This window comes from Streptomyces sp. NRRL F-5630 (genome assembly GCF_000719475.1).
GTDB lineage: Bacteria > Actinomycetota > Actinomycetes > Streptomycetales > Streptomycetaceae > Streptomyces.
Window position 1 is genome coordinate 17,537 of sequence record NZ_JOGO01000067.1, and the last position, 14,782, is coordinate 32,318.

16 protein-coding genes and 1 pseudogene are annotated in these 14,782 nt (G+C 73.1%); 8 read left to right on the forward strand and 9 right to left on the reverse strand.

The annotated features are described in order from the left end of the window. Positions 1–129 precede the first annotated feature (129 nt). Together IF99_RS0124320 and IF99_RS0124325 are read right to left on the reverse strand one after the other, a co-directional pair. Positions 130–897, reverse strand: a complete 768-nt coding sequence (locus IF99_RS0124320) for an NPP1 family protein (RefSeq protein ID WP_030999312.1) — start codon at positions 895–897, stop codon at positions 130–132. 206 nt (positions 898–1,103) lie between these two features. Then, positions 1,104–2,054: an alpha/beta hydrolase family protein gene (locus IF99_RS0124325; protein WP_030999314.1), complete on the reverse strand. Its 951-nt coding sequence runs from the start codon at positions 2,052–2,054 to the stop codon at positions 1,104–1,106. Between the two features lie 119 nt (positions 2,055–2,173). Between IF99_RS0124325 and IF99_RS0124330 the strand changes: the two genes are divergently transcribed. Together IF99_RS0124330 and IF99_RS0124335 are read left to right on the forward strand one after the other, a co-directional pair. After that, a complete protein-coding gene (locus tag IF99_RS0124330; protein WP_030999316.1) occupies positions 2,174–2,716 on the forward strand; it encodes a helix-turn-helix domain-containing protein in 543 nt (180 codons plus the stop codon). Positions 2,717–2,809: 93 nt separating this feature from the next. Further along, on the forward strand, positions 2,810–3,700 hold the full coding sequence (locus tag IF99_RS0124335; RefSeq protein ID WP_030999318.1) for an alpha/beta fold hydrolase: 891 nt from the start codon (positions 2,810–2,812) through the stop codon (positions 3,698–3,700). Between the two features lie 87 nt (positions 3,701–3,787). Here the strand turns inward: IF99_RS0124335 and IF99_RS31115 are convergent, their stop codons facing one another. The 3 genes from IF99_RS31115 to IF99_RS0124345 form a co-directional block, all read right to left on the reverse strand. Further along, positions 3,788–4,153, reverse strand: a complete 366-nt coding sequence (locus IF99_RS31115; RefSeq protein WP_078655262.1) for a DUF397 domain-containing protein — start codon at positions 4,151–4,153, stop codon at positions 3,788–3,790. A gap of 91 nt (positions 4,154–4,244) precedes the next feature. Continuing rightward, positions 4,245–4,373 carry a DUF397 domain-containing protein gene (locus IF99_RS35160; RefSeq protein ID WP_234340829.1) on the reverse strand — a complete coding sequence of 43 codons (129 nt, stop codon included), beginning with the start codon at positions 4,371–4,373 and terminating at the stop codon, positions 4,245–4,247. Then, entirely contained in the window at positions 4,330–5,289 is a 960-nt protein-coding gene (locus tag IF99_RS0124345; RefSeq protein WP_030999322.1) for a helix-turn-helix domain-containing protein, read from the reverse strand. The genes IF99_RS35160 and IF99_RS0124345 overlap by 44 nt, the downstream gene beginning before the upstream one ends. 248 nt (positions 5,290–5,537) lie before the next feature. On the opposite strand from IF99_RS0124345, the gene IF99_RS35630 reads away from it, so the two are divergent. The 3 genes from IF99_RS35630 (at position 5,538) to IF99_RS0124360 (ending at position 8,692) form a co-directional block, all read left to right on the forward strand. Continuing rightward, a complete protein-coding gene (locus tag IF99_RS35630) occupies positions 5,538–6,089 on the forward strand; it encodes a hypothetical protein (protein ID WP_324604391.1) in 552 nt (183 codons plus the stop codon). A gap of 426 nt (positions 6,090–6,515) precedes the next feature. Beyond that, positions 6,516–7,289, forward strand: coding sequence for a glycosyltransferase family 2 protein (locus IF99_RS0124355; RefSeq protein ID WP_030999326.1), 774 nt, complete (start codon positions 6,516–6,518; stop codon positions 7,287–7,289). A 248-nt stretch (positions 7,290–7,537) separates the two neighbouring features. Next, positions 7,538–8,692 carry an epoxide hydrolase family protein gene (locus tag IF99_RS0124360; protein ID WP_234340828.1) on the forward strand — a complete coding sequence of 385 codons (1,155 nt, stop codon included), beginning with the start codon at positions 7,538–7,540 and terminating at the stop codon, positions 8,690–8,692. 58 nt (positions 8,693–8,750) lie between these two features. Here the strand turns inward: IF99_RS0124360 and IF99_RS0124365 are convergent, their stop codons facing one another. Further along, positions 8,751–9,359, reverse strand: coding sequence for a TetR/AcrR family transcriptional regulator (locus IF99_RS0124365; RefSeq protein WP_030999329.1), 609 nt, complete (start codon positions 9,357–9,359; stop codon positions 8,751–8,753). A 119-nt stretch (positions 9,360–9,478) separates the two neighbouring features. On the opposite strand from IF99_RS0124365, the gene IF99_RS0124370 reads away from it, so the two are divergent. After that, positions 9,479–10,243, forward strand: coding sequence for an SDR family NAD(P)-dependent oxidoreductase (locus tag IF99_RS0124370; RefSeq protein WP_030999331.1), 765 nt, complete (start codon positions 9,479–9,481; stop codon positions 10,241–10,243). A gap of 9 nt (positions 10,244–10,252) precedes the next feature. On the opposite strand, the gene IF99_RS0124375 is transcribed toward IF99_RS0124370, so the two are convergent. Together IF99_RS0124375 and IF99_RS0124380 are read right to left on the reverse strand one after the other, a co-directional pair. Continuing rightward, on the reverse strand, positions 10,253–11,260 hold the full coding sequence (locus IF99_RS0124375) for a zinc-binding alcohol dehydrogenase family protein (protein WP_030999333.1): 1,008 nt from the start codon (positions 11,258–11,260) through the stop codon (positions 10,253–10,255). Positions 11,261–11,596: 336 nt separating this feature from the next. Continuing rightward, entirely contained in the window at positions 11,597–12,502 is a 906-nt protein-coding gene (locus IF99_RS0124380) for an NADP-dependent oxidoreductase (protein WP_030999334.1), read from the reverse strand. A gap of 113 nt (positions 12,503–12,615) precedes the next feature. On the opposite strand from IF99_RS0124380, the gene IF99_RS0124385 reads away from it, so the two are divergent. Next, positions 12,616–13,053 (forward strand): MerR family transcriptional regulator, encoded by a 438-nt coding sequence (locus IF99_RS0124385; protein ID WP_051703666.1) that lies wholly within the window; start codon positions 12,616–12,618, stop codon positions 13,051–13,053. 130 nt (positions 13,054–13,183) lie between these two features. Here IF99_RS0124385 and IF99_RS35170 read toward each other — a convergent pair whose 3' ends face one another. Beyond that, the gene (locus IF99_RS35170; RefSeq protein WP_030999338.1) at positions 13,184–13,666 is read right to left on the reverse strand and encodes an LPXTG cell wall anchor domain-containing protein; all 483 of its coding nucleotides are present in this window, start codon (positions 13,664–13,666) and stop codon (positions 13,184–13,186) included. A 360-nt stretch (positions 13,667–14,026) separates the two neighbouring features. On the opposite strand from IF99_RS35170, the pseudogene IF99_RS0124395 reads away from it, so the two are divergent. Next, a pseudogene (locus IF99_RS0124395) lies at positions 14,027–14,782 on the forward strand (hypothetical protein); the annotation flags it as partial.

Below are 14,782 nucleotides of genomic sequence, written 5' to 3' on the forward strand. Positions count from 1 at the left end.
CGCACCGGCGCCGCTACCGCGCCCCGCGTGCGCGCACCCGCCCTCGGAGGTGCGCCGCGGGGGGCTGCCCCGGGACACGGGGCGAGGCGCCGGATCAGCGCCCCGCCCCCCGTGCGTCCGGCCCGTCCCTCACGCGTACGGGTCGAAGGGGACGTCCGCAGGCCGGGCCTTCTCCAGGTGGGCGGCGAAGGTGTCGTCGCGGATGCCGAGGAGTGCCGAGCCGAAGTCGGCGGAGGTCAGCTTCTCGCGGATGCCGGGCGGGTAGCCGTCCCAGCCGACGACCGGCGGGCGCTGCCACGTGCCCTTGTGGTTCTCCGGCGGCTCGTCGCCGCCGTTGTTCTTGGCGGCGCGGAAGCAGTGCGTGCTGATGCCGTCCTTGTGGTAGACGACCTTGGCGTGCGTGCCGTCGAAGGGGAGGCTGTCGGCGGCGTGCACGGCGAAGCCGCCGTGCTGCGAGGTCGAGACGTAGGCGACGCGGTCACCGTGCACCCACACCACGTTGTGCTCCCAGTCGTGCCGGTGGCCCGCGCTGCCCGGGCCCAGCGCGGCCTGGTCCTTCTCGAAGTACGAGGCGTAGACGATGGCGCACCAGTCGTTGTCGCACTTCGTGCGGGCGTAGACGTTGACGTTGTCGAGGTCGGAGGCGTCCCTGCACTGCCCGTTGACGTCGCCGCCGAGCTTCAGGCCGCCGTTGAGGGTGCCGTCCGGACCGATCGCGGTGCTCGCGTAGCAGCCGTCCTTGTCGTAGTCGTAGGCCGGTTCGTACGTCTTCTCCAGGGCGCTCGCGTTCTCGGGCAGGGCACCGGGCGGATCGGCGAGCGCCGTCCCCGCCGTGGCGAGGACGGTGACGGCGCTGAGCGCGGCGAGCGTGGCGAGGCGTCGCGTGAGGTGGGGCACGGGGACTCCCTTGGAAGAGCAGAAGTGTGGGGTCTGCACAAGGAGTTATGCACACGCGAGCGGCGTCACAACCACTGTGTGGCTACCGGCACATGACGGCCCGGCATCGGAACGGCGCCCGAGCCCGTGCGCCCCGGGCCCGGGGCAACCTGAGCGGCACCGGGGAGCACGAGGAGCCGCACCGCCCCCCGGCACGGCCGTCGACATCAGCTGACGCGCCCGGCGGGGGCATCCGCACCGCCCCGCTCCCCCGCCCCGAGCCGCTCCGCGAGCCACTCCGTCACCAGGGCGATCAGCTCCGCGTCGACGGGCTCCCGCAGCAGCCGGCCGTACGCGCGCACGGAGGGCCGCCCGGGGTCGCGGCGCAGTACGTGGGTGAGGTCGGGGACGCGGTGGATCTCGGCCGGGCCGGGGACGAGGCGGCGCATCTCGTCGAGGTCGGCGGGGCTGACCTGCACGTCCTTCGCCCCGGTGACGGCGAGGACGGGGGCGTGGATCGCCGCGAGGTCGTCGCGGCTGTCGTGCGCCATGTTCTCGCGCATCCAGCGGGCGTTGAGCGGCACGCCCAGCACGCGCATGACGTCCGTGGTGCCGCGCCGCACGCGGGCGAGCACGCGCCGCCCGGCCGCGAAGGCGGGCCGCCGCAGCAGGCGCAGGGGCGCGGGCAGCCCCCGGAAGAGCGACCGCGCCTGCCAGCGCAGGGCGGAGCGGCCGTCCCGCGCGTACCCCGCGAGGAGGACGGCGGCCCGTACGTCCCGCGGCTGACGTGCGGCGAGGCCCATCGCGTGCACGGCGCCCTCGCTGTGACCGAGCACGGCGAGCGCGTCGGGCCGTACGGCGGGGTCGGCGGAGAGGGCGCGGAGCGCGGCGGCGGCGTCGGCGCGGATGTCGGTGAAGCCCGAGGCGCGCCAGTCGCCGGGGGTCGCGCCGACGCCGCGCCGGTCGTAGCGCAGGCTCGCGATCCCCGCTGCGGCGAGCGCGGCGGCGAGCGGCGGTCCGAGCCGCACGGGCAGCTTGGGGGTGTCGCCGTCGCGGTCGAGCGGGCCGGAGCCGTGCAGGACGAGGACGGCGGGGTGCGGGCCCGTTCCCGCCGGGAGGGTGAGCGTCCCGGCGAGCGGGACGCCGTCGTCGGCGGTGACGCTGAAGTGCGTGTCCACGGGACCGGGACGGGCCTTCCCGGAACCGGTCCGGGCATCGCTGATACGGGTGTCGAGCACGATCTCCCCCTTATTGCTCTCAATAATGAGAACGTTATCAGACGTGAGATCATGCCTTCATGCCCACCGCGAATCTCCTCCTGCACCCCGTACGGATGCGCATCCTCCAAACCCTCGTCGGCTCCGAGGACTTGACCACCGCGCAGCTGCGCTCCCGGATGCCGGACGTCCCGACGGCCACGATGTACCGCCACATCGCCGTCCTGACGCGGGCCGGGATTCTCGAAGTGGTGAGCGAGCGCCCGGTGCGCGGCACGGTGGAGCGCACCTACCGCGTGCGGCAGGAGAAGGCCCTCGTCGCCGACGACGAGCGCCCGGAGATGACGAAGGAGGACCACCGGCAGGCGTTCACGGTCTTCACCGGCGCCCTGGCCGCCGGTTTCGACCGCTACCTCGCCCGCGAGGACAGCGAACCGGCCCGCGAGGGGGTCATGTACCGCCAGGGGGCGGTCTGGCTCACGGACGAGGAATTCGCCGCGCTGGTACGGGATCTGGAGGAGGTGGCGGCCCGCTACTCGCACCACGGGCCGGACGACGGCCGCGTCCGCCACCTCCTGAGCCTCGTCGTCGTACCGGACAAGCCGGGCGCCGAGCCCGGCTGAGCCCCGTCACGGGCGGTCCGCCCGCCCACTGCCGTCGCCCGGTCACGGCAACCGGGGTGCCCCGACCCCCTCCCCCCTGAAAAGCTGTCCCCCATGAGCGCCACCACCCGCCCCGTCACCCTCGCCCACGACACCTTCGGCGATCCCGCCGACCCCGCGGTCCTCCTCGTCGCCGGCTTCGGCGCGCAGATGATCTCCTGGCACGAGGACTTCTGCCGCGAACTGGCCGCTCAGGGCCGGTACGTGATCAGGTACGACAACCGGGACTGCGGCCGTTCGACCAAGTTCGACGCGTACCCGGTCGATCTCGGGAAGTTCGTCGCGGCGGTCCAGGCGCGCGACATCGAGGCGGCGAAGGCGATGATCCCGTACCGGCTCGGCGACATGGCCGGGGACGGGATGCGGCTGCTCACGCGGCTCGGCGTCGAGCGGGCGCACGTGGTCGGGGCCTCGATGGGCGGGATGATCGCGCAGACGATGGCGATCGAGCACCCGGACCGCGTCCTGAGCCTCACCTCGATGATGTCCTCGACGGGAGAGCCCGGTTACGGCGACTCGACCCCGGAGGCGCAGGCCGCGCTCTTCGCGCCACGGCCGGACGACCGCGAGGGCTACATCGCCTCGGCGGACCGGGAACTGGTCTGGGCCTCGCGGCGGTACGGGAACCTCGCGGCGCTGCGCGAGCTGGCGGCCCGCGCGTACGACCGCGGCTACTGCCCGGCCGGTACGGCGCGACAGCTCGGCGCGATGATCCTCAGCGGCGACCGCGCGGCCGGGCTCCGCGCCCTCACCGTCCGCACCCTCGTGATCCACGGTCTCGACGACACCCTGATCGACCCGAGCGGCGGCCGTCGCACGGCCCAGCTCGTCCCGGGCGCCCGCCTCCTCCTCGTCCCCGACATGGGCCACGACCGCCCCCGCGAACTCTGGCCGACGCTCATCACCGCCCTGACCCGCCACACGGCCCCGCGCACGGCTGCCTGAGCCCCCGGGCCTCGCCCTCGGGGCGGCGTGGCGGCCTCACGTCGGCGCCCCGTTTTCCCGCCCGAAGGAGGGACCCGGCACCGGACCTCACCTTGACGACAAGGTGGCCAGGAACGCGGTGAAGGCGGTGGGGGTGAGATGGAGGACGGGGGTGCCGGGCTCAGTGGCGCGCTTGCTGTCGCGGACGAGGATGTGAGGGGAGGCGGGAACGGTGCCGACCTCGACGCAGTCGCCGCCGTTGTTCCCGCTGTGACTGGACTTCTGCCACTGGGCAGCGACCTCGACGCAGTTGCCGCCGTCGTTCCCGCTGTGCGTCGACTTCCGCCAGACGGCTCCGACCTCGACGCAGTTGCCACCGTTGTTCCCGCTGTAGCTCGACTTGCGCCAGTCGAAGCCGACTTCGACGGAGTCCCCGCCGTTGTCGCCGCTGTAGCTGCTCCGCTTCCAGGTCATCGCCACGCCGGAACTCCCCTCGGGTACGCGGAAGGCCACCTCGGCGCGGATGTACCCGCGAGGAAGTGGCCCTCAAACAACGCCCGTCAGATCAGCGGGACTTGACGACGCCTTCGAGAAAGGCCGAAAACGAGGCCGCGCCGACGGTCACGATGGGGCCATCCACGACCTTGCTGTCACGAACGGGGACGAGGCCGGGGAACCCGGACGCGATTTCGATGCAGTCGCCGCCGTCGTTCCCGCTGTAGCTGCTCTTGACCCACGTGAGCGGGTTGAGGTTCTGCTTGGGCATCCCGGTCGTACCTTTCCATCGCGTCCCTGATCAGGGCTGCGGAGTCTGAAACCGACAGGCAGTCGGCTCGTAGCACATCATAGGTCTGCTGGTGCCTTGCGACGGCTTTCGGGTCACCGACGAAATGCCCACAGTCGAGAGACTCGGAGTAGACCCAACGCTCCCCATCCGGCAACGTCAGCAAGGTCATTGACGTCTTCGGCGGAACCAGATGCGGCGACGAAGCCGGAACAACGTGAAGATGCACGTGCATCCGGCTGGCCTCGTTCAGCAGGTGCTCGCATTGAGCGTGCATGATTGCCGGGCTGCCCATGACGTTCTGAAAACAGCTCTCGTCCAGTATCACCACGAGCGTGGGGCCATCGCTCTTCTGGAACCGGACCTGACGGCTGAGCCTGGCCCGTACTCGCTCCTCAGCAACCTCGTCCACTTCGACTTGGCCGAACAGCGCGAGCGCGTACTCGTACGTCTGAAGAAGACCGGGAAACGTCTGCGTCTGGTACACGTAGACCGCCGTCGCCTCCGCATCCATCCGTGCCCGGCGCTCGAACCAGTCCGGGTGCTCGACCTGCGGATACCAGTCCGTCTCCTTCCACAGCTCCACCAGCGCTCCGCCCGCGTCGAGAAACGCGTCGGCGTCCTCCGCGTGCTTCAAGTCCGGGACCCGGTCGCCTGATTCGAACTTGGACACGAGGGACCGTTCCACGTTCAGCGCCCGCGCCAACTCGGCCTGCGTCACACCGGCCTGCGTCCGGAAGTGGACCTCCAGGCGGCCCCAGACCGCCGGTCCCGAGCGCCCCGAACCGGCTCCTTCGCCGTTCCTGAGCCGCTTCACCTTTGCCATGCGGGCCCTTTCTCGCTGCCCCGATGATCAGTGACGCCGCGCCGTGTCACGTGTCACCCATTGCGCTGCTACCTACCCCACAGAGACGCTGTACTCACCCTCCGTAGCTGAGGAAATTCTCTTATCCGGATGTACCACCGCACAAGGGATTCATGGTCATGATGGCAACACCTGAAACGCCCGCCCCGCCGGATGCGGCGGAGTGCGCTTCCTCGCTTCATCTCGCCTTGCTGGCACGAGGGTTCGATGTGCCCGTCAGTCTGGCGGAAGAGGACGGGCGGGAGGTCGTGTTCTGCGGACCGCTGCGGCCGGAGGTGGCGGCGTATCTGGCGCTGCTGCTGGAGCCCCCCGCTCCGGTGACGACGTTCGGTGAACCGTGGGAGGAGGCGGAGAGGGCGGCCGGCCTGCTGCGGAGGGCGTTGTGGCTGGCGGGGGTGGAGACGGAGGTGGCGCGGGCGGGGGCGCGGGCGGAGACGCCGGGAGTGCGGGTGGAGGCATTGGGGGCGCACGAGGCACTGAGGTTGGCGTCGGTGGTGAGCAGGGGCGCGGAGGCGCGGCAGCGGGACGTGGCGGCGCAGCACGTGGGGGCGCCGGAGCGGGGGGCGCTCGTGGTGGACATGGTGCGGGGGCAAGTGGCGGAGTTCCAGGGCGCGATGGGCGGGAAGTGGTGGCTGCGGCCGGTGCGGGGCGGGTGCGAGTGGAGCGTGGCGCCGGGGGACGTACGGGCGGCGAGCCCGGAGGAGAGGCTGCGGGCGGGGACCGCGCGGGCGAACGCGAGGAGCAGGGGGGACAGGCTGTGACGACGACGGGACGGGAGGGCGAAGTGTGCGGTAATTGCGCGGAGTTGGCGGAGCGGGAGCGGAGGGCGCGGGCGGTGTTCGACTACAGCGCGGCGACGGACTGCCGCGTCCTGCTGGCCCGCCACCGGGCGACGACACACGGAACGCCGCCCCGGAGAGGCTGACGCAGCGAGGCACGGGCCCCGCGAACCGCCCGCGCGGTCGCGGGCTCCACCAGGCGCCGAGGAGACGAAGACCGGGTCCGGCGGCTTCGAGGGTGGCGGTCTCGGGAGGGCGGGCGTTCCAGCGTCCGGAGGCGAGGTCAGTGGGCGCGGGAAGGGAGCCCGGGGAGGCGGTGGCCCGCTTCGGGCGGGCGTACGGCGGGGCGGGAGGCCCACGTACCCTGGGGCGACAACGCCGATTCCGCTCTGAGTGAGGAGCACGACCGTGCCCCTGGTTTCTGTGATCATGCCGGTACACAACGCGGCGGCCACGCTCGGTCCCGCTGTGCGGTCGGTGCTGGGGCAGACGCACGCCGATGTCGAGCTGCTGATCACCGACGACGCGTCCTCCGACGGCTCGATGGAGCTGCTGCGGGAGATGGCGGGGCAGGACGAGCGGGTCCTGCCGGAGGCGGCGCCCCAGCAGGGCGGCGCGGCGAAGGCCCGCAACCTCGCGATCGCGCGGGCGAAGGGCGACTACGTGGCGTTCCTCGACAGCGACGACATGTGGCTGCCGACGAAGCTGGAGAAGCAGCTCGCCTTCGCCGCGACGGCCGGTACGCCTCTCACCTTCACCTCGTACTACAAGATGGAGGCCGGGCACGCGGGCGAGGCGGCGGACTTCGAGCCCAACGGGCGCGTGGTGTGGGCGCCGGAGCACGTGAACTACCGCGACATGCTCGTCCAGGACCACATCGGCGCCCTGACCGCCATGTACGACCGCAACGCGCTGGGCACGCGCCTGATGCCGGACATGCCCAAGCGCCAGGACTACGGCCTGTGGCTCTCGATCATGCGCGACGGCCACGACGCCCGCGCCCTCCGCGAACCCCTGGCGGTCTACCGCGCCCACCAGGCCGGCTCGCTCTCCTCCAACAAGCTGGCCCTGATCCCCTTCAACTGGGCCCTGTACCGCGAGCACGAACACCTCTCGGTCCCGAGGTCGGCCCGCGCCCTCGCCGGAGCGGCCTGGAACTCGGTCCGCAAGTCGCGGATCTAGGGCCGCAGGGGTCCCCGGGGTGGGTGGTCGTGGCGGCCGGACGCGCGGTGACGTGCGATCCGATCGCCGCGGGAGTGAGTGGCTGAGCCCGCCCCCGTGCCCGGACCGACCGCTCGGCAAGGGCGGTGGCCCGCGGCAGATCGTGCGCCGTGCAGCGCCGGTTCGGTGCGCTGTCGGGCACGCGATGACGCCAAGGGCTGCCGCTGTGGCATCCGCGTCGGCGGACGACGGAAAAAGTGGTGCACTCCGTGAACGATCACATCGAACCCTTCGTGCTGGAGATCCCGGACAGCGAGCTGGACGAGCTGCGGGACCGCCTGCGGCGGTCCCGGCTGCCCGAGCGCGAGACCGTGAGCCCGAGCGCCGACGGGACGGCCGCCGACTGGAGTCAGGGCGTGCCGCTGGCCTACCTGACAGAACTCGCCCGGTTCTGGGCCACGGAGTACGACTGGCGCCGCTTCGAGGCCGAGTTCAACGCGCACGCGCCGCACCGGACCGAGATCTTCGGTCTCGGCATCGTCTTCCTGCACGTGCGCTCCCCTCGGCACGACGCGACACCCCTCCTGCTCACGCACGGCTGGCCGAGTTCCGTCGTCGAGCCGCTGGAGGTGGCGGACGCCCTGGCGAACCCGGCGGACGCGGGCGCACCGGCGTTTCACGTGGTCGCACCGGCCCTGCCCGGCTTCGGTCCGAGCGGCCGGCCCTCGACGACGGGGTGGACCGTGGACCGCACCGCCGACGCCTGGGCGGTGCTGATGGAGAGGCTCGGCTACGAGCGCTTCTCGGCCGCGGGGGGCGACTGGGGAGGCCGGGTGACGACAGCTCTGGGCGTCCGGCATCCCGAACGGGTGGAGGCGATCCACACCTTCACGCCCTACGTCGACGTGCCGTCCGAAGAGGGCGACCTCGACGAGCGCGAGCGGGACGGTCTCACAGAGGCCCGTGAGTTCTGGGAGCGCGGCGGCGGCTACTCCCTGGAGCAGTCGACCAGACCGCAGACCCTCGCCTACGCGCTCAGCGACTCCCCGGTGGGCCAACTCGCCTGGATCGTCGAGAAGTTCCACGACTGGACCGACTGCGGCGGCCATCCGGAGAACGCGGTGTCCCGGACACGGCTGCTCGACACCGTGTCGCTGTACTGGTTCACCCGGTCCGCGGGTTCGTCCGCGAGGTTCTACTGGGAGAATTTCCCGCCCGAGCGCTCCACCCCCGTGCACGTCCCGGCGGCCGTGACCGTCTTCCCCCGCGAGATGGAGCGCTTGCCCCGGTCCTGGGTCGAGCGGCGCTACCGGGATCTACGGGTGTGGAGCGAGGCCGATCGCGGCGGTCACTTCCCCATGCTCGAAGTACCGGAACGGTACGTCGCCGAGCTCGTCGGTGCCTTCGCGGCGATGCGGACCTGAACTCCCGGCGACAGCCGATCCGGTGGCCCTTCCCTTCACCGCGAGCCCTCGGGACGGACTACGACGGCCACGCCCCCAGGGCCAGCGCCGCGACCTCCTCCAGCGACTTCCGTCCGGCGCCCCCCGCCGCCTGCACCGCGATGCCGTTCCCCACGGTCATGAGGTAGCGGGCGAGGACCCCGGGATCGGCGCTGGGCGGGAGGTCACCCGCCTCGACGGCCCGCCGGAAGCGGTCGCGCAGAAGGGCCACGCCGTCCTCGCGCCATTCCGCGAGGGCCTCCCGGGCCGGGCGTCCTGGCTCGCCCGTGGCCAGGGCGCCCTGCACGCCGAGGCAGCCCGCCGGGTGGCCGGGGTTCGTCGTGGCCCCCACCGCCCCGGCGAGGAACGCCTCGGCGACCGCCCGCGCCGTGGGCTCGCGCACGGCGCGCGCCGCGTACGAGGCCGGACCCCGCGTGTAGCGCTCCAGGGCCTTGCGGAAGAGCGCCTCCTTGTTGCCGAAGGCCGCGTACATGCTCGTACGGGTGATGCCCATCGCCTCGGTGAGGTCGCTGAGGCCCGCGCCCTCGTAGCCCTTCTCCCAGAAGACCCGCATGGCGCGTTCGAGCGCCTCCTCGGCGTCGAAGCCCCGGGGGCGGCCGAGAGGGGCCTTCGCTCGCGTCTTCTCCATGCCCCCGAGCCTAACCCCGGACCCGGCGGATTACGAACCACTCGGTACAGATGTGCTACGGTCCACCTCATCACCAATTCGGTACCGATCGGTACTAAAAAAATGGGAGGTCACAGGCGATGAACACAGGGACGGGACAGCTCGAAGGCAAGACGGCGCTGGTCACGGGCGGCAGCACGGGGATCGGCTTCGCGAGCGCGGTGCGGCTCGCAGAGGAGGGCGCGCACGTCTTCGTCACGGGGCGGCGCGAGGCCGCGCTCGACGAGGCCGTGGCGGAGATCGGGCCCGAGCGGGCCACGGCGGTGGCCGGCGACGTGTCCCGAGCCGCCGACGTCGAACGGCTCTACGAGGCGGTGCGCGCGCGGGGCCGGGGCCTCGACGTCGTCTTCGCGAACGCGGGAGCGGGGGCGTTCGCGACCCTGGAGGAGACGACCGAGGAACACCTCGACGCGATCTTCGGGGTCAACGTGTACGGCACCGTCCTCACCGTGCGGGGCGCGCTGCCGCTCCTCAACGACGGGGCCTCGGTGATCCTCAACTCCTCGGTGCGGGCCGACGACGGCGTTCCGGCCTTCGGCGCGTACGCGGCGTCCAAGGCGGCCCTCCGCTCCTTCGCGCGGACGTGGGCCAACGAGCTGAAGGGGCGCGGCATACGCGTCAACGTGGTCTCGCCCGGCACGATCGACACCCCCGCACTCGACTCGGTCACCGCGGGGGCGGCCGATCCGGCCGCGGCGCGGGCGCGGTTCGTCGCCGGGACGCCGCTCGGCCGGATCGGGCGGCCCGAGGAGGTCGCGGACGCGGTCGTCTTCCTCGCGTCGGCGCGGAGCAGCTTCGTGCTCGGGGCGAACCTGTACGTGGACGGGGGTGAGAACCAGGTGTGAAAGCCCCTGTCAGGAAAGGTCGTTGACGAGCACCGCCGCCCCGTCGAAGCGCCCCGCCTTCAGGTCCGCGAGGGCTTCGGGGGCGCGGGACATCGGGTACGGGTGGACGGTGGAGCGCACGCCGTACCGCTCGGCGAGGCGCAGGAACTCCTCCCCGTTGGCACGGGTGTTGGAGGTGACGCTGCGCAACTCCTTCTCGTAGAACAGCTCGTGCTCGTAGTCGAGCGGCGGGGTGTCGCTGAGGTGGATGCCCGCCACGGCGAGGACGCCGCCGCGGTCCAGGGCGCGCAGCGCGGTGGGCACGAGGTCACCGACCGGGGCGAACAGGATCGCGGCGTCGAGGAGTTCGGCGGGCGCCTCCTCGGCGCCGCCGACCGACACCGCGCCGAGTTCCCGCGCGAGCGCCCGCGCCGCCTCGCCGCGGGTGAGGACGTGGACGCGGGCGCCCTGGGCGCGGGCGAGCTGGGCGCACAGGTGGGCGCTGCCCCCGTACCCGTACAGCCCGAGGCGCCCGCCCTCGGGCAGGTCCGTGCGCAGCAGCGCGCGGTAGCCGATGATGCCGGCGCACAGGAGCGGCGAGAGCGCCGCGTCCTCGACGGCGGCCGGGAGGCGGTACGCGAAGGGGGCGGGCACGGTCGTGTACTCGGCGTAGCCGCCGTCCGCGTCCCAGCCGGTGTAGCGGGACGCCGGGCACAGGTTCTCCGCCTGGCGGCGGCAGTAGCGGCACGTGCCGTCCGTGGAACGGAGCCAGGCGACGCCGACCCGGTCGCCGACCGCGAAGCCCGCGACCTCCGCCCCCAGCGCGGCGACGTCGCCGACGACCTCGTGGCCGGGCGTGACGTGCTCCTTGTGCGGTGGGAGGTCGCCCTCCGTGATGTGCAGATCGGTGCGGCAGACACCGCAGGTGCGGACGTGCACGAGGAGTTCGTCCGGGCCGGGGCGCGGCACGGGCTTCTCGACGAGCCGGAGGGGGCGGGTCTCGGCGGGCGCGGGTGCGGTGAGGGACCAGGCGCGCATGGTGGGCATGGGGCTCCCCTCGGCGGCTGGGACGGACGGCCCTTCTCAGCGTGCGCGGGCGGCGGGGGCGACGCAAACGCGGGCGGGGGTCGTGCGAGGACACGGTGCGCCGGGGGGAGGACTGGCGAACGGCCGGCGCGCGAGGGCGGCCGGGCGGCGAGGCGGCGCTTCCGCGTGGTCCGGGGCGCTGACCGAGCGATTCCACGCGCTTATGAGCAGCGGTGACATGCGCGAGCTGTCGATGGTCGCGCGGTGGCGGTCTTCCGGTGCGAGTGGCCTGCCGCCGCCCGGTCAGGTCCGGCTCCGTCCCCGCCTCCGCTGTGTACGGCAGGCGGATCAGATGGTGACCACGATCTTTCCCCGCACGTGTCCGCGCTCGGAGTGAGCGTGCGCCTTGGCGATCTCCTCCAGCGGGTAAGTCCGTTCGATGCGCGGCACGTAGCGACCCTGCTCGCCGAGAGCGCCCGCTTCGGCCAGGAGCGTGGCGTCGTTGACCGCGTTGGCCACCCGGACTCCCAGGCGCTGTGCGTTCACGTGGTCGGCGACCGTCACCACGCGGTCCGGGTCGCCGACGATGGCAACGAGATCGGCCAGGGAGCCGGAAGCGGCGGCATCGAGGACGAGGTCGACTCCGCCCGGGGCCAGGTCGGCGAGACGTTCCGCGAGGCCGTCACCGTAGGTCACGGGAAGGGCGCCCAGGGAGGTGAGGAACGCGTGGTTGCGCTCACTGGCCGTCCCGATCACGGTGGCCCCCAGAGCGCGGGCGATTTCGACCGCCGCGCCGCCGACTCCCCCGGCGGCCCCTTCGATCAGGAGGGTGCGCCCCTCCAGCCGGCCGAGTGCCTTGAGGCCGCCCAGCGCCGTCACGGACGCCAGGCCGGCCGCGGCGGCCTCCGTGTCGCTCCAGTTGGCGGGGGCGGGCGCCCAGGCCGACAGGACCGCCAGCTCGGCCGTCGCGCCCGTCACTCCGCCCAGGCCGAAGACACGGTCACCGACGTTGACCGAGCTGACCCCCTCGCCGATCCTGTCCACCCGACCTGCGACGTCGCGCCCCGGGATCGCCGGCAGATCGACCGGCAGGAAGTCGCGCACCGATCCGTTGCGCACCTTCCAGTCGACGGGATTGACGCTGGCCGCCGCGACACGGACGCGGATCTCTCCGGGACCGGGCAGCGGGTCCGGGGCCTGCTCGACGACGAGAGTGTCCGTGCCGCCGTACTCGTGGTAGCGGGCTGCGCGCATGATGACCTGCCTTGTTCGTCCGGATGGCTTGGTATGCCTTGACGTCGACTACGCTAAAACCTGACGTTGACGTGAGGTGCAAGTCGACGCGCCAGCGGGAGAGCGGAGGACACATGCGGATCGGTGAGGTCGCCCGCCAGGCCGGGGTGAGCGTGAGAGCGCTGCGCTACTACGAGGAGCAGGATCTGTTGCCGGCCGAGCGAAGCTCCGGCGGGCAGCGCCAGTATCCGGACTCCGCGGTCGACCGGGTCCACCTGATCCAGCAGTTGTTCGCCGCCGGGCTGCCGAGCAGGTCGGTGCGGGAGGTGCTGCGCTGCGTGTACTCCGGAACGGTGTCGCCGAGCCTGCTGGATCAGCTGGAGAGCGAGCGCGCGCGGATCAGCGGACGGATCACCGAACTCCTCGCCGCGCGGGACCGGCTCGACGGCGTGATCGCCACCACACGCAACCCTCCACCCGAGTGCACCCACGCACTGGCGTCGGACGGCCCGGCCCTCAGCGCCGCACCGAGCAGCGGCCACCGGTCCGCACTCGCGACGACGGAGAGGTGAGAGCCGCTGGTGCTCTCTCGCCCGTGCCCGGTTGCCGAAGGCGATGCTCATGGCACACGGAGGGCCGGAGGGCGGCAGAAGCCCCCTGACCGTGTCCGCGAGGCCCCTGGCCGTGTCCGCGCAGTCCCCCTCACTCCTCGTACCCCGGCCGCCGTACCCACGCCAGCCGCAACAGCACCCCGCCGCCGAGCAGCAGCGCGAAGGAGAGGCCGGCTGTGGGGGCGAGCCAGGGCTTGTCATCGCCCGCGTGCGGGAGTTGCCCCGAGGCGGCCCGTGGGCGCGGTGACGCGCTGGGGTGGGGAGACGGGGCGGGCGAGGGGGGCGTGAAGGCGGGCGCCACGCGGAAGACGGTGCGCGTCCCCGGCCGCACCGCGAACGGTGCGCCAGGGCCCACCGGCCGCTGCTCCCCGTCGTCGCCCATGACGCTCGCGCTCGTCACGACCGTCCCGGCGTCGGCGGGGTGCGCGTCCGGGCCGAGGTCGGGCGGCGAATCCTCGCGCGTCTTGTCGGCCCCGATGTCGGTGCGGTCGGGGCAGTCCCGCGCCACGTAGGTGACCGACAGCGGCTGCGCCCCGTGCGCCGGGACGCCCCCGCCCACGGCCGCCAGCAGCACCCCGCACCACAGCGCTCCGAGAGTGCGTCCCCCCAGTCCCGCGCGGACACTCCCCCGCCGGAGCAGGCGTCTTCCCCCTACGTCCCTCGTCATCCGCACCCTCACCACCGCACGCCGCCGCCTCGGACACAGCCGTGCCGGTATGCGACAGGAGGGGGTGGGGGCGGGACGGTAAGCACACCGACGGACGGTCCGAAAACCACACAGATGCGGGCATGACGGTACCGGAGTGAAGCCTCGTCGCGGGGCCTGCGACCCTTCCGTCGACCGCCCCGGAGGGCGGCTAACCTTACGTATCCGCCCTGGCCACGGATCGCCGGGAACCAAGCCGTGAACCAACTGACGCGAAGGGGTGCGCGCATGGGCATTCTGGATCTGCTGCGGAACGCTTTCGGACGCCGGAAGGCGGAACCGACGGAGGCGGAGGCGGAGGGACAGGAGTCGCCGCGAGCGCCGGAAGAGGGGGAGGCGGCGAGCGCCGCGCCCCACGGGGAGACCCCCGCGCGAGACGCGGAACCCGCGGCGCCGACGGTCCCCGCCGCGCGCACGAGCGCGGCCGAGACCGAGCCGCGCCCCGAGCCCCGCCCCGAACCCGTCCCCGAGCAGCGCCGCTCCACCGACGCCACCCTCGCCGACGACCTCGTGGCGGCGGCCTTCGACCGCGCCCAGGACCGCCCCACGATCCCGCACCCCGCGGAACCGGCGGAGCCGGAGACCCCGGAGGGAGCGGCGCGGACGCCGGAGGCGGCACGCGAGACCGAGGAGCCGGAGGCGGAGGCGGCAACCGCAACCGAGAAGCCCGAGACGGACGCGGCACCGGAGACCGAGAAGCCCGAGACGGTACGGGGCGCGGCCGAGGCGGCGCCCGAAGCGGAGGTCGCGGCCCCCGCCGCGAGCGAGCCCGAGAACAAGACGGAGCCTGCACCGGCCGCCGAGCCCGAGCCCGCACCGGAGCCCGAGGCCGCCGCAGCCCCCGAACCCGAGGCCGCCGCCGAGCCCACCCCGGCAGCGCGGCCCACCCCGGAACCCGCCCCCGCGCCGCAGCCCGAACCGGCCGCCGCCACGACCCCGGAGCCCGAGGACACCCGCGCCTCCGCCCCCGCGCCGGAGGCCACC

Bases quoted from the DNA above. Each gene is read 5' to 3' on its own strand.
- IF99_RS0124385 (WP_051703666.1), top strand. From the start codon at position 12,616: ATGCGGATCGGTGAGGTCGCCCGCCAGGCCGGGGTGAGCGTGAGAGCG.
- IF99_RS31115 (WP_078655262.1), bottom strand. From the start codon at position 4,153: ATGACCTGGAAGCGGAGCAGCTACAGCGGCGACAACGGCGGGGACTCC.
- IF99_RS0124380 (WP_030999334.1), bottom strand. From the start codon at position 12,502: ATGCGCGCAGCCCGCTACCACGAGTACGGCGGCACGGACACTCTCGTC.
- IF99_RS0124345 (WP_030999322.1), bottom strand. From the start codon at position 5,289: ATGGCAAAGGTGAAGCGGCTCAGGAACGGCGAAGGAGCCGGTTCGGGG.
- IF99_RS0124375 (WP_030999333.1), bottom strand. From the start codon at position 11,260: ATGCGCGCCTGGTCCCTCACCGCACCCGCGCCCGCCGAGACCCGCCCC.
- IF99_RS0124370 (WP_030999331.1), top strand. From the start codon at position 9,479: ATGAACACAGGGACGGGACAGCTCGAAGGCAAGACGGCGCTGGTCACG.
- IF99_RS0124365 (WP_030999329.1), bottom strand. From the start codon at position 9,359: ATGGAGAAGACGCGAGCGAAGGCCCCTCTCGGCCGCCCCCGGGGCTTC.
- IF99_RS0124335 (WP_030999318.1), top strand. From the start codon at position 2,810: ATGAGCGCCACCACCCGCCCCGTCACCCTCGCCCACGACACCTTCGGC.
- IF99_RS0124330 (WP_030999316.1), top strand. From the start codon at position 2,174: ATGCCCACCGCGAATCTCCTCCTGCACCCCGTACGGATGCGCATCCTC.